The sequence below is a fragment of the Ferdinandcohnia sp. Marseille-Q9671 genome (assembly GCF_976954385.1).
Window position 1 is genome coordinate 257,679 of the sequence record NZ_CDRJTA010000004.1, and the last position, 24,426, is coordinate 282,104.

Below are 24,426 nucleotides of genomic sequence, written 5' to 3' on the forward strand. Positions count from 1 at the left end.
AGTGAGTAATCAAAAGGTTGTTGTAATAGGTGGTGGGATTACTGGTTTAACTGTGGCTTATTATCTCCAAAAAGAAGCAAAGGAGAAGGGCTTAGAGATAGATTGCATACTCTTGGAAGCAAGCCATCGACTTGGTGGAAAGGTTCAAACCGTTGAACGAGATGGTTTTGTGATTGAAAGGGGTCCTGATTCCTTCTTAGCTAGGAAAAAGAGTGCATCCCGTCTAGTAGAAGAGGTTGGACTTGGAGATAAGTTGGTCAACAATACTGCTGGTAAATCATATGTTCTTGTAAATGGAAAGCTTCATCCAATGCCTGGTGGTTCTATTATGGGAATACCAACTCAAATTGGACCTTTCATTACAACAGGTTTGTTTTCTCCCCTTGGTAAAATGCGTGCCGCTATGGATTTTGTTTTACCTCGAACACAAGGCGGATCAGACCAATCCCTTGGTCAATTTTTCAGAAGACGTCTTGGGGATGAGGTTGTTGAAAACCTTATTGAACCATTACTTTCAGGTATTTATGCAGGGGATATTGATCAGTTAAGTTTACTGTCCACTTTCCCTCAATTTTATCAGGTTGAACAAAAATATCGGAGTCTTATCGTAGGTATGAAGCAGACGACTCCACCGAAACCAAAGACAAGCGGGAAAGAGACATCTGCTCCAAAAGGACAATTTCTAACAGTAACAACAGGACTTCAATCATTCATTGATGCAATTGAAGCTAAGCTTGACCAAGGAACGGTGTTTAAAGGAATTAAGGTTGATTCCGTTGAAAAACAAGAGAAATATGTCATTAAATTAAGCAATGGAGAAGAAGTAATGGCGGATAGCGTGGTTGTAGCGACACCGCACCATGTTACACAGTCTATGTTCAATCAATACTCATTTTTCGACTCTTTTAAGGATATGCCATCAACCTCTGTAGCTACTGTTGCAATGGCCTTTCCAGAGGATGCCATTAAAAAGGATATAGAGGGAACAGGGTTCGTCGTTTCACGAAATAATGACTATATCATTACAGCTGTAACATGGACTCATAAAAAATGGCCGCATACAACTCCGGATGGAAAGGTGCTCCTCCGCTGTTATGTTGGTAAGGCTGGAGATGAAGCAATTGTCGACCAATCGGATGAGGAAATTGTAAAAGTGGTACTTGATGATCTTAATAAGACAATGAATATAACAGATCAGCCAGAATTTTCGATTGTAACGAGATGGAAGGATGCTATGCCCCAATACACGGTTGGACACAAAGAACGAGTACAATTTGTGAATCAAAACATTGCAGAACATCTCCCTGGTGTATTTTTAGCAGGCAGTTCTTACGAAGGCTTAGGATTACCTGATTGTATAGACCAAGGCGAAGCAGCTGTGCAGAAGGTACTTGATTACTTAAAAGTTAATACACCAATCTTAGTGTAATAATAAAAAGGAAGGCGTCTGCCTTCCTTTTTATTATTATTTTATTTGACTACAATGATCGCATTTATTGCCATAGCATTCATGCTGCTCTTCGATTTCATGGCCACATTCAGCACATTTTTTAGGTGGGAGATTCTTGAAAAATTCAGTACTATTTACTAACATTTTTTAACCCCTCCGTTTCTCTTATTGTTTATAGTGTACTATAACAGATTAATTTATGTCAATAACTGTTTTGTAACAATTGGTAAAAAACATGAAATTTTTTTTAGAATAGATTATAGTGGTAGAGGATAGGCTAAACCATTGATGTGTCAGCAAAATGGTAAAAGAAGGGTGATTACATGAAAGTTACTGTTGTTGGATATTGGGGCGGATTTCCTGCAGCAAATGAAGCGACATCCGGTTATTTATTCGAACATGAAGGTTTTCGTTTACTAGTCGATTGTGGGAGTGGTGTACTATCACAGTTGCAAAACTATATATCAATCGATGAGCTTGATGCAATTATTTTAACTCATTACCATCATGATCATGTGGCGGATATTGGCCCATTGCAGTATGCAGTTCTTGTAACAAGTGCAATACATAATCTACATAAGGAACTTCCAATCTATGGTCATACAGCTGATCAACAAGGATTTTCTCGCCTAGAGCACAAAGGGCATACAAAGGCTGTAGCCTACAATCCAGAAGATGAAATCGAAATTGGACCATTTTCGATTTCCTTTCTAAAAACGAAGCACCCTGTTGTTTGTTATGCAATGAGGATTACTGCTGGTGGTCAAACTGTGGTCTTTTCGGCAGATTCAAGCTACTTACAAGAGTTTATTGCATTCACTCAAGACGCAGACCTTTTTATTTGTGAATGTAATCTATATGATGACCAAGATGGTTCAACTATGGGTCATATGACAAGCACAGAGGCAGGAATGATTTCAAGGGAGAGTAATGTAAAAGAACTATGGTTAACACATCTTCCCCATTTTGGAAGTCATGAAGACTTAGTTAAACAAGCAGCGGAAAAATTTAATGGACCTATTAAATTAGCAAAATCAGGATTAACTTGGGAGTGAAAGTAAATGTTATTTATTGATAATAAAGGAATACATGATCCACAAATTAATTTAGCAATCGAAGAATTTGCACTTAAAAACTTAGATATTAATGAAACGTATCTACTTTTTTATATTAATGAACCCTCCATTATCATTGGAAAGAATCAAAATACAATAGAAGAGATCAATACCCAATATGTAGAGGAAAACGGAATAAAGGTAGTACGACGCTTATCTGGTGGTGGTGCTGTTTATCATGATTTAGGTAATTTGAATTTTAGTTTCATAACAAAGGATGACGGGGAAAGCTTCCACAATTATAAAAAGTTTACTGAGCCAGTAGTTGAAGCATTGCATAAACTTGGAGTAAATGCACAGCTGAGTGGACGAAATGATATTGAAGCAGAAGGAAGAAAAATCTCAGGAAATGCGCAATTCTCCACTAAAGGGAGAATGTTTAGTCATGGAACCTTAATGTTTGATTCAGAAATTGATCATGTGGTGTCTGCATTAAAAGTGAAAAAAGATAAAATAGAATCAAAAGGGATTAAATCGGTAAGAAGCAGAGTTGCCAATATTAGTGAATTCCTTACTGAAAAGATAACAATAGAAGAATTTAGAAAAATACTGTTACAGTATATTTTCAAAACAGATGGAGACATTCCTGAGTATGTATTAACAGAAGAAGATTGGAAGAAGATACATGAAATCTCAAAGGAGCGTTATCAAAATTGGGATTGGAACTATGGAAAATCACCTAAGTTTAACTTGCAGCATACACATCGTTTCCCAGTTGGGTCAATTGATGTTCGTCTAGAGGTACAAAAAGGAATAATTGAAAATTGTAAGATATATGGTGACTTTTTTGGTGTTGGTGATGTAGAAGAAATTGAAACGTTGTTAATAGGAAAAAGATATGAAAAATCCGAATTACAAAAGGCTTTAGCGGATGTCACTGTTTCACATTATTTCGGTAAAATATCAAAAGAAGAATTTATTAATCTAATTTATTAAGAAGCATTAGCAAGGCTGTTTGTGTGGATATCATAAACAGCCTTTTAAAAAAAATATAGAATCCTTCTTGATAGAATAATTTTCTTTCAATATAATGAATTTAGAATATTATTTTTTGTCATGTTATGAATGATTATTCATTCATAACATGACGGGAGGAGGGAGAATTTGAATATATCAACACAACTAGGGGAAACAGCAAAGAAATACTTTAGTAAACCAGCATATATTTTTCAAGATACTTCAAGTACATATGCTGAGTTAGATGGAGCTGTAACAAAGTTTGCAAGTGGCTTAGAAAAGTTAGGGGTAAATAAGGGAGACCATATTGCGCTTGTTTTGGGGAATACACCCCATTTTGTCATCGGCCTTTACGGAGCTCTCCGTCTGGGAGCAACAGTGTTACCAATTAATCCAATTTATACACCAGATGAGATTGGTTATATCATTAATAATGGAGATGTAAAGGCTGTTATAACGTTAGACTTGCTTGTACCACTCTTTGAAAAAATGATTGACCGCCTACCAAGTGTAGAGCATATTATTGTATGCGAAACACCACAGGGGGTAAATAGTGGGATAGATGCATCAAAGCTTTCAATCTATCCAAAAATGAAATCGTTTACAAGTGTTGTGGGTGAAGGTGATGTAACATATGTTGGTCCAACAATTGATGATGATGATGTTGCAGTTATCTTATATACTTCAGGTACAACTGGCAAACCAAAGGGAGCAATGTTAACACATAAAAATATATATAGCAATGCTAGGGATGTGGCAGACTACCTAAAAATTGGCGAACAAGATAAGGTGATTACAACTTTGCCAATGTTCCATGTTTTTTGTTTAACAGTTGCACTGAACGCACCGTTGATGAATGGTGGGACATTACTTATTGTTCCAAAGTTTAGTCCAAAGGATATCTTCCATATAGCGCGTACATATGAGGCGACGGTCTTTGCTGGTGTACCTACAATGTATAATTTCCTCCTCCAGTATCCTGAGGGTAAACCTGAGGAACTGAGTACATTGCGTTTATGTATTTCAGGAGGAGCTGCGATGCCTGTTGCACTTCTAAAAGGGTTTGAACAAAAATTCAACGTTCTTGTCTCAGAAGGATATGGGCTTTCTGAAGCATCTCCCGTTACATGCTTTAATCCATTGGATCGTCCTCGAAAGCCAGGTTCAATTGGGACAAGCATTGTGAATGTAGAGAACAAAGTTGTTGATGAAAATGGAGAAGAGGTCCCAGTGGGGCAAGTAGGTGAACTTATTGTCCGGGGACCAAATGTTATGAAAGGCTATTATAAGTTGCCTGAAGAATCCGCTGCCACATTGCGTAATGAATGGTTATATACAGGTGATTTGGCAAGGATGGATGAAGAAGGTTATTTTTATATCGTGGATCGTAAAAAAGATATGGTTATCGTAGGAGGATATAATGTTTATCCTCGTGAAGTAGAAGAGGTTCTTTATAATCATCCAGATGTTGTTGAAGCTGCAGTTGTCGGAGTTCCCGATCCAAATCAAGGCGAGGCAGTCCATTGTTATGTCGTTGTAAAGAACAATAATCTAACTAAAGAAGATCTATTGGCTTATTGTCGAGAGCATTTAGCAAAGTACAAGCTTCCTAGTAAAATAGAATTTTTAGAGGAGCTCCCAAAGAACACAACGGGTAAAATACTACGTCGGGCTTTAAAAGATTTAGTTTCAAATAAATAGTATATAAGGGAACAGGCTTGTATGCTTGTTCCTTTATTTTTTGCTGTTTTCAGCAATTTAACGTAAAAAATTCAGGCACAGATATCCGAGGAGATTTTTATTAAAGGAATTTTTTGATTAAAAGCGAAATAGGATGTAAGCGGTATTATTTTTTGTGAAAGAGGTGGAATCATGACTACTGTGTTGTACCAGATTGAAAATCATATTGCAACTGTCACATTAAATCGTCCAGAGGCCATGAATTGTTTTAATTATGAGATGTTACAAGCTCTTGCAGACGTAGTCGAAGATATTCGTACAAACGCCGATGTTCGTGTGGTCATCCTTACTGCAGCTGGAGAAAAGGCATTTAGTGTAGGAGCTGATTTAAAAGAAAGGAAGACACTAAATGAGTCTCAGGTAAGACGAAATGTTTATAAAATTGGGCAGGTATTTGAGAGCATCGGAGACCTCCCTCAACCTACAATAGCAGCCATTAATGGTTATGCGTTTGGAGGGGGAATGGAGCTTGCACTTGCCTGTGATTTTCGAATTTCAGTAGAAGAGACGTCAATGGGACTAACTGAAACGAGTCTTGCGATTATCCCAGGTGCAGGAGGAACTCAACGTCTGCCTCGATTAATTGGAGAAACGAAAGCAATGGAGCTTATTTTAACAGCAAAACGTCTAAGTGCATCAGAAGCGAAGGATTATGGAATTGTATCAAAAGTTGTTTCGCCAGAAGAACTAATACCAGAATCTCTGAAACTAGCAAATGCAATGCTGAAAAATGGACCACTCGCATTACAGCAAGCTAAGTTTGCAATTAAGCAGGGGATGAATGCAGACTTACATACAGGTTTTCAGATTGAAAGAAAAGCATATGAAGTGATTATTCCAACGGAGGATAGAGAAGAGGCACTAGCTGCTTTTAACGAAAAGAGGAAACCGAACTTTAAAGGAAAATAGAGTCAGTAGAGGTGCCTTGAGGTGAGGCACCTTTTTTATGTCATTCTGTAAAATCGATAGATTACAAATAAAATAGATAGAATTACAATGAGGCTAAATAAAATCGTTAGAATAAAAATTTCCAATAATCCTAAGCCGAAATTATTGAAAAAATATGATAAATTTAAGACAATAATTAATAAAACATTAAAGGGGATTATGCAGGGAATGGCAACAACAGTATATGCAAATAAGCATTCAGAATTTCGAAGTGGAGTCCAAGCGGGAATTAGCATTGGTCTAGGATACATGCCAGTTGCGCTCACATTTGGCTTGCTGGCTAAATCCACAGGTCTAACTGTTACTGAGACAGTAATGATGAGCCTAATAGTCTTTGCAGGAGCATCTCAGTACATAGCTCTACAATTAATTGCAGTGGGTACAGGTATATTTGAAATTATTCTCACGACGTTTATATTAAATATTCGTCACTTTTTAATGTGCGCGTCACTCAATGAAAAGGTTGAAGAGGATCATCCAGTAAAAAAAGCGTTATATTCCTTTGGGATTACAGATGAGACATTTTCAGTTGCAGCTGTGAAGGAAGGAACTGTTACGACCGGATACCTATTTGGTGTAATTTCGATTTCTTATGGAAGCTGGGTTATTTTTTCAGGAATTGGGCATGTAATTGGTGCAAGTCTTCCACAGGTTCTTCAGCAGAGCATGTCAGTTGCCTTATACGCGATGTTTATTGGCTTACTTGTACCATCCTTGAAAAAGCAGCGAAAGGTCGTTGTTCTTGCAGCAAGCGCCGCTATATTAAATACGATTTTTAGTTTCTTCCTTGAGCCAGGTTGGTCGATTGTTGTAGCTACACTTGTTGCAGCAATAGGGGTTGAAGCTGTTATCAGTCTAGTAGGAAAAGGTAAAGAAGGTGAACAGCATGGATAAGACAATACTAATCATGATAATTGGAATGGGACTTGTCACGTATATCCCAAGGATGCTACCGCTAGTCGTATTTAACTCAGTTAAATTGCCACCCTTTCTACAAAATGTATTAAAAAATGTTCCTTTTGCGATACTGGGAGCTCTGATAATACCTGGTATTTTCACAATAAATGAAGATATTTGGTTTGGTATTATTGGTGCTGTAGTTGCTTTTGTAGTTGCCTATTTAGGAGCAAATGTTATTGTGGTTGTACTTAGCTCAATCATTGCCTTAAGTATTTATTCATTTTTTATGTAAAGGACTAGGATATGAAGCCATTTACCGAAAATGTAATACAAATCATTGATCAAATCCCCCCTGGAAGAGTGATGACGTACGGACAGATTGCAAAGCTTGCTGGGAGCCCTCGAGGGGCAAGGCAGGTTGTACGGATTCTACATACGCTGAGTAAAAAATACAATCTACCTTGGTTTCGTGTTGTTAACGCAAAGGGTGAGATTGGAATTCGTGATGAAGAGACACATGCTGCACAAGTAATATTTCTCCAAGATGAGGGTGTGGAATTTGAAAGTCCTAACAAAATTAAATTAGCAAAATATCAGTATGTTCCAGAATAAAAGCCCAGTAGATGGGCTTTTTTACATTTCATCCGGAGCTTTTATACCTAGTAAACGTAGGCCTTCTTTTAGTACCGTAGTAACAGACTTTACAAGTGCAAGTCTGTCATTCATTTCATTATCTTCTTGTAGGACCTTAACATGGCTATAATATTTATTAAATTCCTGCGAGAGCTCAATAACATATTTAGCAATAACAGAAGGCTCATAAAGCTGCATACTTCTTTCAATAACTGATGGAAATTCCATTAGAAGCTTCACAATCGACCAACTGTAAGGATCATTCAGTCCTTTGGTTACGGTTTTGACATGAGGAGCTTTTCGTAAAATTGAACAAGCTCTCGCATGTGTATATTGTACATAGGGACCGGTAGTGCCTTCAAATTTCAACATTTCCTCTAACGAAAATTCAATATTGTTGATTCTTTCATTTTTTAAATCATGGAAGAGGATTGCTCCTACACCAACTATTTTGGCAATTTCAGGCTTGTTTTCTAGGGTTGGGTTTTTTGACTCTATATTCTGTTTCGCTAACTGAATGGCTTCTTCAATAACCTCTTCCAAAAGGACGATCTTTCCTTTTCTAGTAGACATTTTCTTGCCGTCTTTCAGAATGAAGCCAAATGGCACATGGATCATTTCTTTAGCCCACTCATAACCCATTTTTTCTAACACGAGAAAAATTTGTTTAAAATGCAGACTCTGCTCATGACCAACGACATAAATAGCTTTTTCAAAATGAAAATTTTCCTGGCGATAGATAGCAGCTGTTACATCTCTCGTCGCATAAAGAGTTGCACCGTCTGATTTTTTTATTAAACAGGGCGGAAGGTTATGCTCAGACAAATCAATGACTGAAGCACCATCTGATTCGGATAGTAGTTTTTTTTCTTGCAGCTTTTCTAGGCTTGCTTCCATTTTGTCATTATAAAATGCTTCACCATTGTATGAGTCAAATTCAACATCAAGAAGAGTATAAATACGTGAAAACTCTTTAAGAGATTCCTCTCTGAACCAGTGCCACAGGGTGTTAGCTTCCTCGTTGCCATCTTCAAGCTGTTTGAACCACATTCTGGCTTCAGTTTCAAGTCCTGGTGTACGTTCTGCTTCCTTGTGAAATTGTACATATAAATTGAGTAATTCCGTTATTGGATTTTGTTTAACAGCAACTTCATTTCCCCACTTTTTATAAGCAACGATTAATTTTCCAAATTGAGTGCCCCAGTCACCAAGGTGGTTAATCCGGATAGGTTGGTACCCACATTTTTGCACGATGTTTGCTAGAGCATTCCCTATTACAGTAGAACGCAGATGTCCCATTGAAAAAGGCTTAGCTATATTTGGAGAGGAAAAATCAATTGTAATGGTTGCCCCTTTACCAAAGTCATGACTTCCGTATGCATCTTGTTCAGTTAGAATTTTTTGGAATACGATTTTACTCATAACCTGTTTATTTAAAAAGCAGTTTACATATGGACCATTTGCGACTACCTGTTGAAATAGGGGGTTTTGAATGGAAATAGCCAAATTACTTGCAATTTCAGTTGGAGACTTTCTCATCTGTTTTGCAAGTGTAAAGCACGGGAACGATAGATCACCCAGGTCCTGAAATTTTGGTTTCTCGATAAGCTTTTGCACTTGTTCTTCAGTAAAAATACCTTGAAGTTGTTTACGCATTTCTTCAGCAAACACATTATTAACGTTCACATTACTAACCTCCTTACAAAATAAAAAAATCCCGTCTCTGTAAAAGAGACGAGATTTCACCCGCGGTACCACTCAAATTGTTCAATTGAACCATCTTAATAAGTAACGGGTTTTCCCGGCAAAGCCCTACTGTGGGAAGTTCAAAAAGTCCGGTGAAAATGACACATCGAATTTCTTCGTTGGCTTGCTTCTCCGTTCCTCACGTATTAACTGCATACGCTCCGGTACTCAAAGCTGCGCCGCCTCGACCTTTCGACACACAGGATGTGTTAGTGTCGACAATGCCACAGGATGTGGCGTTCTTGTCGACGCGGTCCTTTTCATCCTCCTTTTTGAACACACCTTTCTAAAATTTCGGGCTAGCTCCTCAGAAGTGCGGTTCATCTTGATACTTCCGTTAGGCTTCCACCATCCCTAACTCGCTTTAGAAATTCATCAAGATTACTCTCTTCTTCATAGAATTTTCAATATATTTTTCTCATAATATCCAATTTTAAAATAGAAGTCAACGAATACTTAGAGGCTACAAGGTAATTTAAGCTCCGACAAACATGTAGATAACAATACTTGGAGATACTAGATATAAAGTCATTGTTCTAAGTGGCCTTACTTTTTACTAAAATACTAATAGAAGGGTTGTACATAAAGGGGGAACAGCTTTGTGAAAAAAGTCATTGGTTGGTCACTAGGAATTTATGTGGTCTTTGGATTATTTATTGCGTGGTATTTATTTTTCGGGGCGAATACGGACATCCCTGCACAGTTAAAAGGAAGTCCTGCCGATCCACAGACCTTCATGAATGAACGGGAACTTTTATTAAGTGAAGAGTATTCTCAAATTAGAAATCTATTGTTTTTCTTATCTGTGCCTTTTGAATGGCTGATTTATATACTTGTTTTAGTAATCGGCATATCAGCGAAGTTCCGAGAATGGTCAAAGGTTTCAACAAAATTCTCGATTCTTCAGACGGCTATCTATCTTTTTTGGCTTTCGTTATTAGTTGAAGTGTTATCGTTTCCACTATCATGGATTAGTTACAATTTGTCAAAAACGTATAATATCACCGTTCAATCTACTCAAAGCTGGATGAAAGATCTTTTAATTGACTTTTGGGTAAATTATGCACTTATGATTGTGATCATCGGAGTTCTGTTCTGGTTGATTCGAAGGAATGAGAAAAGATGGTGGTTTCACGCATGGCTCCTTTCCATCCCGTTTTCCATGTTTCTCATGTTTGTTCAACCGGTTATCATCGATCCGCTTTACAACGATTTTTTCCCATTAACAGATAAGGATCTTGAATCAAAGATACTCGCCTTAGCAGATCGAGCAGAAATACCAGCTGATCATGTGTTTGAGGTAAATATGTCTGAAAAGACAAATGCGTTGAATGCATATGTGACAGGCATTGGGTCAAATTCTCGCATAGTTCTTTGGGATACGACACTTCAGCGGTTAAATGATAATGAGATATTGTTCATTATGGCACATGAGATGGGGCATTATGTGATGAAGCATATTTATGTAGGGATTGCGGGATATCTCTTGTTAACCCTAGTTGGACTTTTTATTATCAGCAAGCTTATGACATTTATGATTCGAAAATGGGGCAAGATGTTTAAGATTTCAAGCGTGAAGGATATTGCCGTCCTACCCGTATTTCTATTGTTAATCTCTGTTCTTAGTTTTGTATCGGACCCAGTTTCAAATGCGGTTTCAAGACATCAAGAAAAGGCTGCAGATTTGTATGCACTTGAAATGACAGAGGACAATCAAGCTGCTGTTTCCTCTTTTCAAGAATTGTCAAAAGCAGGCTTAAGCCAAGTGAATCCACCATTTTTAGTGAAGTTGTTTAGATATGGACATCCAACTATGCTGGAGAGAATAACGTATACAAATGAATTTGAGAAGAAAGAGGAGTAAGTTATGAGACTAGAAATACTAACGGGTAGGGGGGGCAGTTTCCCGTCATCTAACTGGTGGAAACTAAATATGTTAGATCATTAAAGACCTGTTTGTTGTTAGGGATTTTTGCGATTACAGCTGGTGTTTTTCCTTATTATGGGTTTTATGAATGGGATTTTCTTATATCCCCTTCCTAAAGCATGCGTATCTTCATTTGCGCATGCTTTACTTGCTTTTACTTAGGAAAACCATACAAAACGGAAGTGTGATCAAAGGGATGTTTTTCCTCATTATGGAAATTGCGAATAGATTATACTAACTCCAACTCTCAAAAGCATGCGTATCCTTTGTTTGCGAATGCTAATTTTGCATTTACACAGGAAAAGCATTCGCAACTGGAAGATTATTGAAAAACCAGTCCGTTACAGGCCTGTTATTACCTTATTCTGGAATTTGCGAATGGATTATACTAACTCCAACTCTCAAAAGCATGCGTATCCTTTGTTTGCGAATGCTAATTTTGCATTTACACAGGAAAAGCATTCGCAACTGGAAGATTATTGAAAAACCAGTCCGTTACAGGCCTGTTATTACCTTATTCTGGAATTTGCGAATGGATTATACTAACTCCAACTCTCAAAAGCATGCGTATCCTTTGTTTGCGAATGCTAATTTTGCATTTACACAGGAAAAGCATTCGCAACTGGAAGATTATTGAAAAACCAGTCCGTTACAGGCCTGTTATTACCTTATTCTGGAATTTGCGAATGGATTATACTAACTCCAACTCTCAAAAGCATGCGTATCCTTTGTTTGCGAATGCTAATTTTGCATTTACACAGGAAAAGCATTCGCAACTGGAAGATTATTGAAAAACCAGTCCGTTACAGGCCTGTTATTACCTTATTCTGGAATTTGCGAATGGATTATACTAACTCCAACTCTCAAAAGCATGCGTATCCTTTGTTTGCGAATGCTAATTTTGCATTTACACAGGAAAAGCATTCGCAACTGGAAGATTATTGAAAAACCAGTCCGTTACAGGCCTGTTATTACCTTATTCTGGAATTTGCGAATGGATTATACTAACTCCAACTCTCAAAAGCATGCGTATCCTTTGTTTGCGAATGCTATTTTTGCATTTCCTTCAGAGGTACATTCACAACTGGAGTATTATTCCTTAGAATACCAAACTGTGGCTAGAATCATTTAAACCTCAATAATCTACATATATAAGCCTTGTTCACAGTTGTAATTCTGTGAACAAGGTTTTTATTATCTGTTTTGTTATAGTACAGAATCACTATTTTGTAAATTGCTATATAAAAAAATAAAGAAAATTGTTCCATTTCTAAAAACTCTGTTATATAATACTTTTAGTATTAATAATCTGTATTATAACAATAAAAGGATGGTGTTGAGGAAAAAATGACGACACAAACCTCTGGTATTCAAATTATGGGAAAGATGAATGAGCAGTATGATGAAATTTTGACACCAAGTGCTTTGCACTTCATTGAAAAACTAGAAAGTAATTTTGGAAAAATTAGAAAGCATCTACTTGAGAAAAGACAAGAGAGGCAGCGAGAAATTGATAAAGGCGTGATGCCAACCTTTTTACCTGAAACAGAACATATTAGGAATGGAGAATGGACAGTTGCCCCACTACCAAAGGATTTACAGGATCGACGAGTCGAAATTACTGGACCTGTTGAAAGGAAAATGATTATTAATGCACTAAATTCTGGTGCGAAGGTTTTCATGGCCGATTTTGAAGACGCGAATTCTCCAACTTGGGAAAATGTAATAGAGGGTCAAATCAATTTACGTGATGCAGTTAGAAAAACGATAGTGTTTGAAAATAAGAATGGGAAAAAGTATGAGTTAAAGGAAGAAATTGCAACACTCGTTGTCCGTCCTCGTGGGTGGCACCTGGAAGAAAAACATATCATCCTAAATGGGGAAAGAATTTCTGCAAGTTTACTAGACTTTGGCCTATATTTTTTTCATAATGCAAAACGTTTGATTGAAAATGGTAGTGGTCCCTATTTTTATTTACCAAAAATGGAGAGCCATCATGAAGCTAGATTATGGAATGATGTATTTGTATTTTCACAAAAGGAACTCGGCATTCCACAGGGGACTATTAAAGCAACTGTATTAATTGAAACAATTCTAGCTACATTTGAGGTTGATGAAATTTTATATGAACTTAAAGAACACTCTGCGGGACTAAATTGTGGAAGATGGGATTATATCTTCAGCTATGTAAAGCGATTCCGAAATGCAAAGAATGTTATATTACCAGACCGGTCAGTGGTTACAATGACAGTTCCATTTATGAGTGCGTACTCACAACATGTCATTAAAATTTGTCATAAAAGGAATGTTCATGCGATTGGTGGAATGGCTGCCCAAATACCTGTAAAAAACAATCCAAAGGCAAATGAAGACGCCTTCAAGAAAGTTCGGGCAGATAAAGAACGAGAGGCCAATAATGGACATGATGGTACATGGGTTGCCCACCCAGGACTTGTACCTGTTGCATTGGATGTTTTTAATAAGGTCATGGGTGGACCAAACCAAATTGATAAGAAACGTGAGGATGTTCAGGTTACTGCAGCGGACTTACTTGCTGTTCCAGAAGGAAGTATTACGGAACAGGGAGTTCGAACGAATATTAATGTTGGAATTCAATATATTGAATCCTGGTTGCGAGGACGGGGAGCAGCACCAATTCATCACCTAATGGAGGATGCAGCTACAGCAGAAATTTCAAGAGCTCAACTTTGGCAGTGGATCCGTCATCCTAAAGGGATTTTAGAGGATGGCAGAAAAGTTACGATTGAGCTTATTCAACAATTGAAAGAAGAAGAGCTTGAAAAAATAAAACAAGAGGTAGGGAAAGAGTCTTTTGAAGCTGGTCGTTTTGTGGAAGCAACAAGACTTTTTGAAGAATTAATTTCTGCAGACGATTTTGTTGAGTTTTTAACATTGCCTGGATATGAAATTTTATAAATTACAAGAATATAAAACTAGGAGGAAAAACAATGACAAATGAAAGAGCACAGAAAGTACAAGAAAGCTGGGAAATGAATTCTAGATGGAATGGGGTTGAAAGACCATATACTGCAGAGGATGTCATTCGCCTTCGTGGGTCCATTGATATTGAGCACACATTAGCTCGTAAAGGATCTGAAAAGCTTTGGAACCTTCTTCATTCAGAAGATTATGTTCACGCGTTGGGGGCATTAACTGGTAATCAGGCAGTACAACAGGTAAAAGCCGGTCTTAAGGCAATTTATTTAAGTGGCTGGCAGGTTGCTGCTGATGCAAACCTATCAGGACATATGTATCCAGACCAAAGCTTATATCCGGCAAACAGCGTACCAAGCGTTGTTAAACGAATTAACCAAGCATTACAGCGTGCAGATCAGATTCAACATTTAGAGGGCGAAGGAGACACGGATTGGTTCGCTCCAATTGTTGCGGATGCAGAGGCAGGCTTTGGTGGGCAGTTGAATGTATTTGAACTAATGAAGGGAATGATTGAAGCGGGAGCTGCTGGTGTCCATTTTGAAGATCAGTTATCATCTGAAAAGAAATGCGGTCATTTAGGTGGCAAGGTTCTATTACCAACTCAAACGGCTGTACGTAATTTGATTTCAGCAAGACTGGCAGCGGACGTAATGGGAGTTCCTACTATTTTAGTGGCAAGAACAGACGCTGATGCAGCAGACCTAATCACTAGTGATATCGATCCAGTAGATCAAGAATTTATCACGGGAGAACGAACACCTGAAGGCTTCTTCCGTACGAAAGCCGGACTTGATCAGGCGATTGCACGTGGTTTAGCATATGCACCATATGCCGACTTAATTTGGTGTGAGACATCAGAGCCAGACTTAGAGCAAGCGAAGCGTTTTGCAGATGCTATTCACGCTAAGTTCCCTGGTAAACTATTAGCTTATAACTGCTCTCCTTCTTTTAATTGGAAAAAGAAATTGGATCATAATACGATAGAAAATTTCCAAAAAGAGATAGGGAAAATGGGCTATAAATTCCAATTTGTAACGTTAGCTGGATTCCATGCACTTAACCACAGTATGTTTGAGCTAGCAAGAGGCTATAAGGAACGAGGCATGGGTGCTTATTCAGAGTTACAAGAAGCAGAGTTTGCGAGTGAAGAATACGGATATACAGCAACAAGACATCAGCGGGAAGTTGGAACAGGATATTTTGATGAAGTGGCTCAAGTAATTACAGGTGGAACTTCTTCCACAACGGCATTAAAAGGATCAACTGAGGAAGCACAATTCACAAAATAAGTAGCAAACAAAAAAACTGGCTAACACGTTGATGTTAGTCAGTTTTTTTCATAAATATATGGCTTAGAAGACGCTAGATTGTCTTTCGAAACAAATTGCGGTACTCTGCCGATGCTTCCATAAATAAATCTTCATTTCTAGTATCAATGGCTTCATTCACTTTCAATTCTAACAAAGCTTTTTTTCGGATAAATAGGCTCTCATCAATAATCATCTGAATATATATGTCTAAAACCGTTTCTCTAGGTGACCTGAAATTTTTTGTATCACGTGACTTCATGATTTCTGTATACGTTTTTCTTTTTTTCATGAAAGCTCACCCCTAAATCCTTTTTACTAGTATATTTACGAGGGTAAGGAAAATCAACTGAATTTTTGGATTTTTTAAAAATTTAGTTGGAATATTCGATTTCCTTGTATGATATTTGGTATTTAAAACCAAGCTAATTGTGGAGGTGTAAAAAATGAAAAATCCAAATGAGCGTTCGAACAATGACATACCCGTGAACACTCCCTTAAACCCTGTATTTGGGATGTCAAATTCTCTAGATACAAATAACCCTTTTCTTTCAGAATCTGTTTATGCGGGCAATTCTGTTGATGAGCATACAACATTAGAACAAGCAAACGCATATATCGCAGATAAAGAACTAGGTCAAATTAATGAAAATTCATAATGTAAGTGTCTAGTGGTCTTCTTCCTAAAGAATACCACTTTTTTTGTGAACATTTTGTGAAAAGGATAGTTAAATATACCTAGAAATGATAGTATTAAAACGCTTTCATTTATAAAAAGTAGCAAACATAAAAAGGGGATGTATAGATGGAAAGTAAGCAAATGAGTTATTTAGTGGAATATGAAATTAATCCGGACACTATGGCAGTTCTTCCTATTGAAATAGGAAATAATACATGTTCTAGGGTGCTTGAAGTTGAAGGTGAATACGTAGTAGCTATGAAACCAATCGACATTGTCGATCATAGCTGTCGTTATTTTGGTAGTTCATTAAAAGGTAGACAGGAAGGTACGCGTGAAATGATGGGAGTTACCCATAAAGCTCCGATTATTGTAGAGGCGTCCAATAAAATTTTTCTATTTCCGACTGCTTCTCCAACTAAGCATGATTGTGCATGGCTATCGCATCACTATATTTCAGAATGTACGTATCACAAACATGAGAATACAACTGTAATCTTTTCAAATAAGCAAGCAATCCAGTTGCAAATTTCAAAAGGCTCCTTTCAAAACCAACTCCATAGAACTGCACAGCTCCGGACAATTGTTACAAATAGAATGGATAAACACAATAAACATATTAATTTTGTAATAAACCCCAAAAATGAAGAAATATCATCTTTTAGTCCAGATCAGTTTCAACCAAGTAAGTAATTAGCGTTTTTCAATTAAATAAGATTCGAGTAGTTGTTGTACCTCATTTCGGATTCGTGGGTTAAAGTAGTTATGCTCCTCTTCATAACCTCTATATATGAACGAAAACAAGGTAAATGCCTCATCTCTTTGCTTTTCCCATACCTTCATATTTTTCTGTTTCATTCGTTGTTTGACTATATAGAGATCTTTTTGAACTTTTTTCATTGTGTGTTCGATTAATTGGAGATATGGCTTCTTTAATTTAAAACCAGCAGAGTCTATTGCTGAAAGGTCACGGTTCAGAATGGTAAGTACCATTGGCAAAAATATTGCTTTTTCAAAAATCTCACGGTCATCATCGGGTATTCTTGTCATGATTTCCTCTCCTAAAAGAACATACGTTTGTATATATAATAAAATATTTTTATAGAAGAATCAAGAAGGTGAAGGAAAAAGTATTTCTAGTGTCGAAATACTTTTACTGTAGGAACATGTAGGAGAATGAAATATGTTCTTCCAATTAATTGACATTTTTTAAAAGGACGGGAAGAGAATGACAGAAAAGAAGAACAGAGGAATCGTCGCAGAGGATTTATATGAATTAAAATCAGTCAATGATCCACAGTTTTCTCCAACCGGGGAACAGTTTGTATTTGTGGAAACAGAAATTAATAAAGAAAAGAATGAGTATAACTCACATTTATATGTAGGTACCTTTGATGGCACAGTAACTCAGTGGACATTTGGGGATGTAAGAGATGGCTCACCACGTTGGTCACCAAATGGTGAAAAAATTGCATTCGTGTCAAATCGTTCAGGTAAACAACAAATATATGTAATGAATGCAAGTGGCGGTGAGCCAAAGCAAGTTACATATTGTGTAAATGGTGCGAGAAATCCAATTTGGTCTCCTGACGGAGCAAAAATTTTATTTACAACCTCTCTTGCTCCAGATGAGAACATCACAGATAAGGAAAGTAAGAAAAAAGAAACAGACGATAAAAAGCTAGAACCTATAGTAGTAGATAGAATCCGTTATAAATCAGATGCCTCAGGGTTTCTAGATGATAAGAATCAGCACCTTGGTGTTCTTGATATAGTTTCGGGAGAAGTAGAGCAGCTTACAAAAGGCGAACATGACTATGCGGCAGGTTGTTGGTCACCGGATGGAAGTAAAATAACCTTTGTTGCTGATATAAGCGAGGATTCCGATTATAACCTTACTTCAGATGTATACGTGATGAACGTGAAAGATAAGAGCTATTATAAGATTACAAAAAGTAACGGAAATTTTGGAAATCCTTCTTGGTCACCAGATGGTACGTACATAGCATTAATCGGGCACGAAAAGGAATTTGTTGGTGCAACATTGCCAAAAATTTGGCTATATACCGTTGAAAATTCAAATCTAGCATGCTTGACAAGTGAATTAGATGCTTATGTAGGAGATTGTGTAGCTGCGGATTTTCAGTTAGGTGGTTCGAATCCAGGTATTATTTGGAATGAAGATAGCAGAAGTTTTTATTTTATCTTAACGAACCATGGAAGCACTGGCGTATATTATGGTTCAATTGATGGTGAAATTTATCCATCCTTATTTGAAAACCAGCATGTTTATGCTCTTGCAGTGAATAATCATAAGGCGGTTGTAGGTATCAGTAAGCCAACACAGCCTGGGGACCTTTATTACTTGGATTTAAGTACTGGAGAATTGAATCGACTCACATATGTAAACGATGCATTTTTACAGGATGTTGAATTATCAGACGCACAACCTTTTACTTTCAAGGCACCAGATGGCTGGGAAATAAATGGTTGGGTAATGAAACCATTTGGATTTGAAGAAGGAAAAAAATACCCAACGATTATTGAAGTACATGGTGGTCCACATGCGATGTATGCAAATACATATTTCCATGAGTTTCAAGTGTTAACAAGTAAGGGATTTGTTGTTGTTTTCACAAATCCTCGTGGTAGTCATGGGTATGGTCAGGAATTCGTTGATGCTGTTAGAGGAGATTACGGTGGTAAAGATTACTTGGATGTAATGGCAGCAACCGATTATGCAGTCAACCATTTTGATTATGTCGATGAAATAAAATTAGGGGTTACAGGTGGAAGCTATGGTGGCTTCATGACGAACTGGATTGTAGGACATACAAATCGTTTTAAAGCTGCAGTTACACAACGATCTATTTCAAACTGGCTTAGCTTTTATGGCGTAAGTGATATCGGGTATTTCTTTACAGAATGGGAGCTTAAGGGGAACTTGCTTGAGGATGCTGACAAGCTTTGGGAACATTCACCACTTAAATATGTTGGAAATGTAGAAACACCGTTATTAATCTTACACGGTGAACGGGATTTCCGCTGCCCGATTGAGCAGGCAGAGCAATTTTATGTTGCCTTGAAGCATCAAAAGAAGCCAACAAAATTTGTGCGTTTCCCAGGAGCGAACCATGAATTATCAAGAAGTGGTCATCCTAAATTAAGATTGTCAAGACTTAACCATATCAAAGACTGGTTTGTTGACTATCTCAAATAAAAATGAAAGTAAGACACTAGGCCGCTAGTGTCTTTTTTCTATATATTTTCAAGTGATATTTTTTGGTAGGATTGCCCAATTGGGTGTACAATATATGTAAGTAACTATGCTACTTCAACTAAAAAAGTAGGCATCTGTCGCATTTGATTGTATAGAGGAGATACTATATGGATTTAGAAACAATTAAAGAATTACTTACATTAAATAATATAGAAGATTTATTAAAGGAATACCGGTCATTTGGTCCGCTACCAGGAATTCTTCTTCCAATGCTAGAGGCATTTCTCCCATTTCTCCCATTATTTGCATTCGTAGTCGCTAATGCCAATGCATTTGGGCTTTGGCTCGGCTTTTTATATTCGTGGATTGGGGCAATAGGTGGATCACTTCTTGTTTTTTTTCTGGTTAGAAAGTACGGACAAAAGAGATTTTTTTCATTTGTAAGTCGACACAAAAAAGTGAAGAGTCTTGTAAACTGGGTTGAAAGACATGGATTTGGTCCATTATTTCTACTTTTATGTTTCCCCTTTACTCCATCAGCAGCGATAAATCTTGTAGCAGGGTTATCAAGGGTAAGTACACCTCAATTTGTTTTAGCAGTATTAAGTGGAAAATTAGTAATGATTTTCACCATAAGCTTCATAGGCTATGATATACGAGCACTTTTTCAGCAACCGGTCCGAACGATTATTGTATTGATTATTATCTTTGTGCTATGGTTTGTCGGAAAAAGGGTGGAAGCATGGCTTAAAGTAAAACCAAAACTCCTCAAGGAGGATGAGGCGTAAACATATTGGGAAAGGTGGAGTTGGAATGGAGGAAGCCCCAGCAAAGAAAAATTTCTCTTTTATAAAATCTTTGGGAGTTAGTCTCGTGTTAGTTGTCTTTTTTCGAACCTTTCTATTTACGAATTATATCGTAGAAGGCGAATCTATGATGCCTACCCTAGAGGATGGTAATCTTTTGATGGTCAATAAAATTGGCATGAAAATAGGGGAACTGGACCACTTTGATATTGTTGTATTCCACAAAAACAAAGAAGAAGATTTTGTAAAGCGTGTGATCGGTTTGCCAGGGGATCAGGTTGAGTATAGAGATGACGTACTTTACATAAATGGAAAAAGTGTACCAGAGCCTTATTTGGATAAATTTAAAGAGAAAATCTTTGTCGGACAATTAACTGGGGACTTTACTCTTGAAGAAGTGACTGGTGCAACAACAGTTCCGGACGACCATATTTTTGTAATTGGTGATAATCGTCTGGATAGCTGGGATAGCCGTCATTTTGGATTTGTAAGAATGGACCAAGTTGTTGGTAAGGTAAATATAAAATACTGGCCGTTCGATAAAATGGAGCTTTTACATTAATGAAGAATATCATTTCCACAAAGAACTCATCCGAAATTCGAGTTCTTTTTTTGCATAGATATGATAAAATGGTACCAAAATTATGAAAATTTTAGACAGAAAGGGGGAGTGAAATGGGTGCTAAAATACATGTTCTTCAAACAAAAATTACTTCACCAAATGTTAAGGATACAATATTACGTAGACCTTCTTTAATGAAGAAAATGAAAACGATTTCAAACTATCCGCTTACGATTTTGCATTCTGGGGCTGGTTATGGAAAGACCACTGCGCTTGCTTCATTTATTCATGATCAAAAAGCAACATCGTGCTGGTATAGTGTCGGGTCCAGTGATGATGACATTATTCCCTTTATAACTTATGTTGTTTATGCAATTCGAAAAAATCACCCAGGTTTTGGAACAGAGCTCCTTCTCTATGTCGAGAATATTGAACGCTATGTTCGGGATGAGGAAATAAGGACACTTTGCTCTCTGTTTATTAATGAGCTACTTGTACTTAATACCAAGATATTGCTGGTAATTGATGATTATCATTTAATTCATCATTCTTCTTCAATTGACCAATGGATGTCATGGCTAGTACGTCATCTTCCAATGAATGTGAATCTAGTTATTTCAAGTCGGATTAAACCTAACTGGGATTTTCTTACTTCTATGATGGTGAAGGGTGAAATACTTGAGGTTAAGCAGCGGGATCTTATGTTTTCCTTTGATGAGGTTGAAGTCTTATTACGTGACTTGTATGAAGGAGAAATAACGGAAACGGATATAGAAAAAATCTTTTCTTTAACAGAAGGATGGATTATTGCGATAGGGATGATTCGCCAACAACTATCTTCTGATGGGGGAATTGAGCCAATCCTCTCAAATAAATCAAAATCTCTAGATGAGCTGTTTCGATTCCTTGCAATGGAAGTGTTTATGAAACAACCCCCAATGATTCAACAATTTTTAGAAAACACTTGTATTTTTGAAGAGTTGAATGGAAGGATATGTGATGAAGTATTAGGAATAAGAAGCTCAGGTGAGATGTTAGAGGAGCTCTCTGACCGTAATCTTTTTTTACTATCAATTGGGGAAGGACAATATCGATATCACGCGTTATTTAAAGAATTTCTGGAGCAGCGACTATATTCCACGAATGAACGACATTTTTATAATATACATGTTCAAACAGCAAGATATTATCAAAGAATGGGAAATTATAATCAAGCAATCTATCATTTAGAAGCAACAAAAGATTATGAAAGAATAGCAGAAATCCTTCACCATTATGGAGAGAAAATGATTCAAAATGGACAGCTTGAGGGACTTCTTGATCGACTGAAAAATATCCCAGAAACACTTTTGGATCATTATTATCTTCTATGGCTTTATAGGGGAGAGGCCCTTAGATACCGTTGTTCCTATGACGAGGCTGAAGACTGTTATATAAAAACGATACAATTGGCAAAAGCGGCTAAGGATTACCAAGGGCTGAGTAAGGCAAATGAGGGGCAAGCGAAAATATATCTCGATACAATTCAACCAGGAAAAGCTGAGCGTTATTTATTACAAGCAATTGAAGCACTTGAGCAAAGTGAGTCATCGTCTAACGAGGATAAAAGTCAGTTGTACCAATTAATGGCTGAAAATCTAGCAAATGCAGGCCAAGCTAATAAAGCGAAAAAGTGGTACGAAAAAGGAAAAGAATTAAATGTATCACTTTTGGATGGGAATTTAGAAGCGAGGTTATATTTACGAACTGGTAAACTACTAGATGCAAAGAAGATCCTTTTACAAAAGAAAGTGTTTGAAAAGAAAGAAAAAACGGTACATTTGCAACAATCCCACCGTGAAACAGATCTTTTATTATCCCTAATTGAAGCATTTATGGGGAATGGGCAAGCGGCAAAAAAGCTAGCCGAATCTGGGATCAAACAGGGTGTCCAATTTCAGGCTCCCTTTGTAGAAGCCTGTGGATGGATACGTATGGGACATGCGGTACAGCAACTAGACCAGTATGATGTATCATTAGCTACTCAATGCTATGAGACAGCGCTTGAAATTATGGATGAAATCAATGTGTCTAGAGGAAAAGCGGAGCCCCTAATGGGTTTGTGCGTTCTATATGGTAACAAGGGTCTTTACGATCGAGCAATCGAGTTTGGGAATAAGGCTTTGGAAGAAACCGAGAAGGTAAAAGACGCATGGTTATCTGCCTTAATCTTATTATGTATGGGAATTTCCTCTGTACATAATGAAAAGTGGGAGGAGGCCCACAACTACCTATCGAGATGTGAAGCTTTATTTTCCAACTGTGGTGATCAATATGGAATTGTATTGACACAGCTCTGGCTTTCATTTTTGCATTATCATCAAAAGAACCGAGATTCATTTAGGGAAGCGATAGGCCAGTTTCTAAAAAAAATGCAGGTTGGCGGATATGATTTTATTCTGACAAAACGAACTACCTTTGGTCCATCAGATCTATATAATGTAATTCCTCTTTTGTTAGATGCCCAGCAGGAAGGTATTCAATTACAATATGTAACGAAATTACTTACTGATTTTGGGTATTCACGAATTACCTCACACCCAGGGTATACGTTACGCATCCAAACATTAGGGAGATTTCGGGTATGGCTCGGTAATCAGGAAGTTGAGGAAACTGATTGGCAGCGTGGTAAAGCGAAGGAATTACTTGAATTGTTTGTAACGAAACGCTTTTCAACGATTGCAAGAGAGGAAATCTTTGACACGATATGGCCAGAACATGAGGAGGCAGCTGCAGCTAGGGATTTTAAAGTTGCTTTAAATGCTCTAAACAATGCATTAGAGCCAAACCGTGTTGCAAGATCCACTCCCTTTTTCATCCAGCGAAATGGCTCCTCATATGGTCTGAACCAACAAGCAGGTTATCAACTCGATATCATTGAATTTGAAGAATGGATTCATGAAGGGCTACACGAGAAAGATACGGAGCACGTTATTAAATGCTTGCGCCGCGCGTTAGAACTTTACGAGGGCGATTATTTACCAAACCGCAGGTATGAGGATTGGTGCCTTAATGAAAGAGAACGTCTTCAAGTATTGTTTTTACGAGGTGCTGAGCGAATTGCACAAGCCTTTGTGCAGACTTCAAACTATGAAGAAGCCATTTACTGGTGTGAACAAATTTTGTCAAAGGAACGTACATGGGAGGAAGCTTACCGTCTATTAATGTTTTGCTACTACAAAAAAAACAATCGTCCACAAGCGATAAAATGGTTCAAGAAATGTGTAGCTGCATTGGAGGAAGAGTTGAGTGTGAAACCAATGCAACCAACCTTACAAATGTATGACCTGATTCTTCAAACATCAAAACTAGAGAAATAATCTTTGGGATTAAGGCTGTGACTACTCTATGTAGTTGCAGCCTTTTTTAATCATCTAAAAATATATAAATTGGCATAAACAAGCATAAGTCTAAGGTAGTAACCTTTTTACGAACGTAA

General features: G+C 37.3%; 21 protein-coding genes. 17 read left to right on the top strand and 4 right to left on the bottom strand.

Annotated elements, in window-relative coordinates; genetic code table 11:
• The first annotated feature begins 1 nt into the window (after position 1).
• Positions 2-1,429 carry a protoporphyrinogen oxidase gene (gene hemY, locus ACWNMY_RS16535; protein ID WP_449539359.1) on the top strand — a complete coding sequence of 476 codons (1,428 nt, stop codon included), beginning with the start codon at positions 2-4 and terminating at the stop codon, positions 1,427-1,429.
• A gap of 36 nt (positions 1,430-1,465) precedes the next feature.
• On the opposite strand, the gene yhfH is transcribed toward hemY, so the two are convergent.
• Positions 1,466-1,594 carry a protein YhfH gene (yhfH, locus tag ACWNMY_RS16540; RefSeq protein WP_449539360.1) on the bottom strand — a complete coding sequence of 43 codons (129 nt, stop codon included), beginning with the start codon at positions 1,592-1,594 and terminating at the stop codon, positions 1,466-1,468.
• Positions 1,595-1,773: 179 nt separating this feature from the next.
• Between yhfH and ACWNMY_RS16545 the strand changes: the two genes are divergently transcribed.
• From ACWNMY_RS16545 to ACWNMY_RS16575, 7 genes are all read left to right on the top strand, one after another.
• Complete coding sequence (locus ACWNMY_RS16545) at positions 1,774-2,505, top strand: MBL fold metallo-hydrolase (RefSeq protein ID WP_449539361.1); 732 nt, start codon at positions 1,774-1,776, stop codon at positions 2,503-2,505.
• A gap of 6 nt (positions 2,506-2,511) precedes the next feature.
• Positions 2,512-3,501, top strand: a complete 990-nt coding sequence (locus ACWNMY_RS16550) for a lipoate--protein ligase (protein ID WP_449539362.1) — start codon at positions 2,512-2,514, stop codon at positions 3,499-3,501.
• Positions 3,502-3,669: 168 nt separating this feature from the next.
• Entirely contained in the window at positions 3,670-5,223 is a 1,554-nt protein-coding gene (locus tag ACWNMY_RS16555; protein WP_449539363.1) for a fatty acid--CoA ligase family protein, read from the top strand.
• 171 nt (positions 5,224-5,394) lie between these two features.
• On the top strand, positions 5,395-6,171 hold the full coding sequence (locus ACWNMY_RS16560; protein ID WP_449539364.1) for an enoyl-CoA hydratase-related protein: 777 nt from the start codon (positions 5,395-5,397) through the stop codon (positions 6,169-6,171).
• 207 nt (positions 6,172-6,378) lie between these two features.
• On the top strand, positions 6,379-7,104 hold the full coding sequence (locus ACWNMY_RS16565) for an AzlC family ABC transporter permease (RefSeq protein WP_449539365.1): 726 nt from the start codon (positions 6,379-6,381) through the stop codon (positions 7,102-7,104).
• Complete coding sequence (locus ACWNMY_RS16570) at positions 7,097-7,402, top strand: AzlD domain-containing protein (RefSeq protein ID WP_449539366.1); 306 nt, start codon at positions 7,097-7,099, stop codon at positions 7,400-7,402. Before ACWNMY_RS16565 ends, ACWNMY_RS16570 begins: the two co-directional genes overlap by 8 nt.
• An 11-nt stretch (positions 7,403-7,413) precedes the next feature.
• Positions 7,414-7,722, top strand: a complete 309-nt coding sequence (locus tag ACWNMY_RS16575; protein ID WP_449539367.1) for an MGMT family protein — start codon at positions 7,414-7,416, stop codon at positions 7,720-7,722.
• Between the two features lie 21 nt (positions 7,723-7,743).
• Here the strand turns inward: ACWNMY_RS16575 and argS are convergent, their stop codons facing one another.
• The gene (argS, locus tag ACWNMY_RS16580; RefSeq protein WP_449539368.1) at positions 7,744-9,429 is read right to left on the bottom strand and encodes an arginine--tRNA ligase; all 1,686 of its coding nucleotides are present in this window, start codon (positions 9,427-9,429) and stop codon (positions 7,744-7,746) included.
• 661 nt (positions 9,430-10,090) lie between these two features.
• Between argS and ACWNMY_RS16585 the strand changes: the two genes are divergently transcribed.
• From ACWNMY_RS16585 to aceA, 3 genes are all read left to right on the top strand, one after another.
• Positions 10,091-11,353: a M48 family metallopeptidase gene (locus ACWNMY_RS16585; protein ID WP_449539369.1), complete on the top strand. Its 1,263-nt coding sequence runs from the start codon at positions 10,091-10,093 to the stop codon at positions 11,351-11,353.
• 1,410 nt (positions 11,354-12,763) lie between these two features.
• Positions 12,764-14,353 (top strand): malate synthase A, encoded by a 1,590-nt coding sequence (aceB, locus tag ACWNMY_RS16590; RefSeq protein WP_449539370.1) that lies wholly within the window; start codon positions 12,764-12,766, stop codon positions 14,351-14,353.
• 32 nt (positions 14,354-14,385) lie between these two features.
• Positions 14,386-15,663, top strand: coding sequence for an isocitrate lyase (gene aceA, locus ACWNMY_RS16595; protein WP_449539371.1), 1,278 nt, complete (start codon positions 14,386-14,388; stop codon positions 15,661-15,663).
• A 73-nt stretch (positions 15,664-15,736) separates the two neighbouring features.
• Here aceA and ACWNMY_RS16600 read toward each other — a convergent pair whose 3' ends face one another.
• Complete coding sequence (locus ACWNMY_RS16600) at positions 15,737-15,973, bottom strand: IDEAL domain-containing protein (protein WP_449539372.1); 237 nt, start codon at positions 15,971-15,973, stop codon at positions 15,737-15,739.
• 154 nt (positions 15,974-16,127) lie between these two features.
• On the opposite strand from ACWNMY_RS16600, the gene ACWNMY_RS16605 reads away from it, so the two are divergent.
• Positions 16,128-16,340: a hypothetical protein gene (locus ACWNMY_RS16605; protein WP_449539373.1), complete on the top strand. Its 213-nt coding sequence runs from the start codon at positions 16,128-16,130 to the stop codon at positions 16,338-16,340.
• Between the two features lie 146 nt (positions 16,341-16,486).
• Entirely contained in the window at positions 16,487-17,053 is a 567-nt protein-coding gene (locus tag ACWNMY_RS16610; protein ID WP_449539374.1) for a competence protein ComK, read from the top strand.
• Here ACWNMY_RS16610 and ACWNMY_RS16615 read toward each other — a convergent pair whose 3' ends face one another.
• A complete protein-coding gene (locus tag ACWNMY_RS16615) occupies positions 17,054-17,410 on the bottom strand; it encodes a hypothetical protein (protein WP_449539375.1) in 357 nt (118 codons plus the stop codon).
• Between the two features lie 178 nt (positions 17,411-17,588).
• Between ACWNMY_RS16615 and ACWNMY_RS16620 the strand changes: the two genes are divergently transcribed.
• The 4 genes from ACWNMY_RS16620 to ACWNMY_RS16635 all read left to right on the top strand — a co-directional run bounded on the left by ACWNMY_RS16620 (position 17,589) and on the right by ACWNMY_RS16635 (position 24,307).
• Positions 17,589-19,580, top strand: a complete 1,992-nt coding sequence (locus ACWNMY_RS16620; protein ID WP_449539376.1) for a S9 family peptidase — start codon at positions 17,589-17,591, stop codon at positions 19,578-19,580.
• A gap of 167 nt (positions 19,581-19,747) precedes the next feature.
• Entirely contained in the window at positions 19,748-20,368 is a 621-nt protein-coding gene (locus ACWNMY_RS16625; RefSeq protein ID WP_449539377.1) for a TVP38/TMEM64 family protein, read from the top strand.
• Between the two features lie 25 nt (positions 20,369-20,393).
• Entirely contained in the window at positions 20,394-20,948 is a 555-nt protein-coding gene (gene lepB, locus ACWNMY_RS16630; RefSeq protein ID WP_449540470.1) for a signal peptidase I, read from the top strand.
• Positions 20,949-21,061: 113 nt separating this feature from the next.
• Positions 21,062-24,307 (top strand): BTAD domain-containing putative transcriptional regulator, encoded by a 3,246-nt coding sequence (locus ACWNMY_RS16635; protein ID WP_449539378.1) that lies wholly within the window; start codon positions 21,062-21,064, stop codon positions 24,305-24,307.
• Positions 24,308-24,426: the final 119 nt, after the last annotated feature.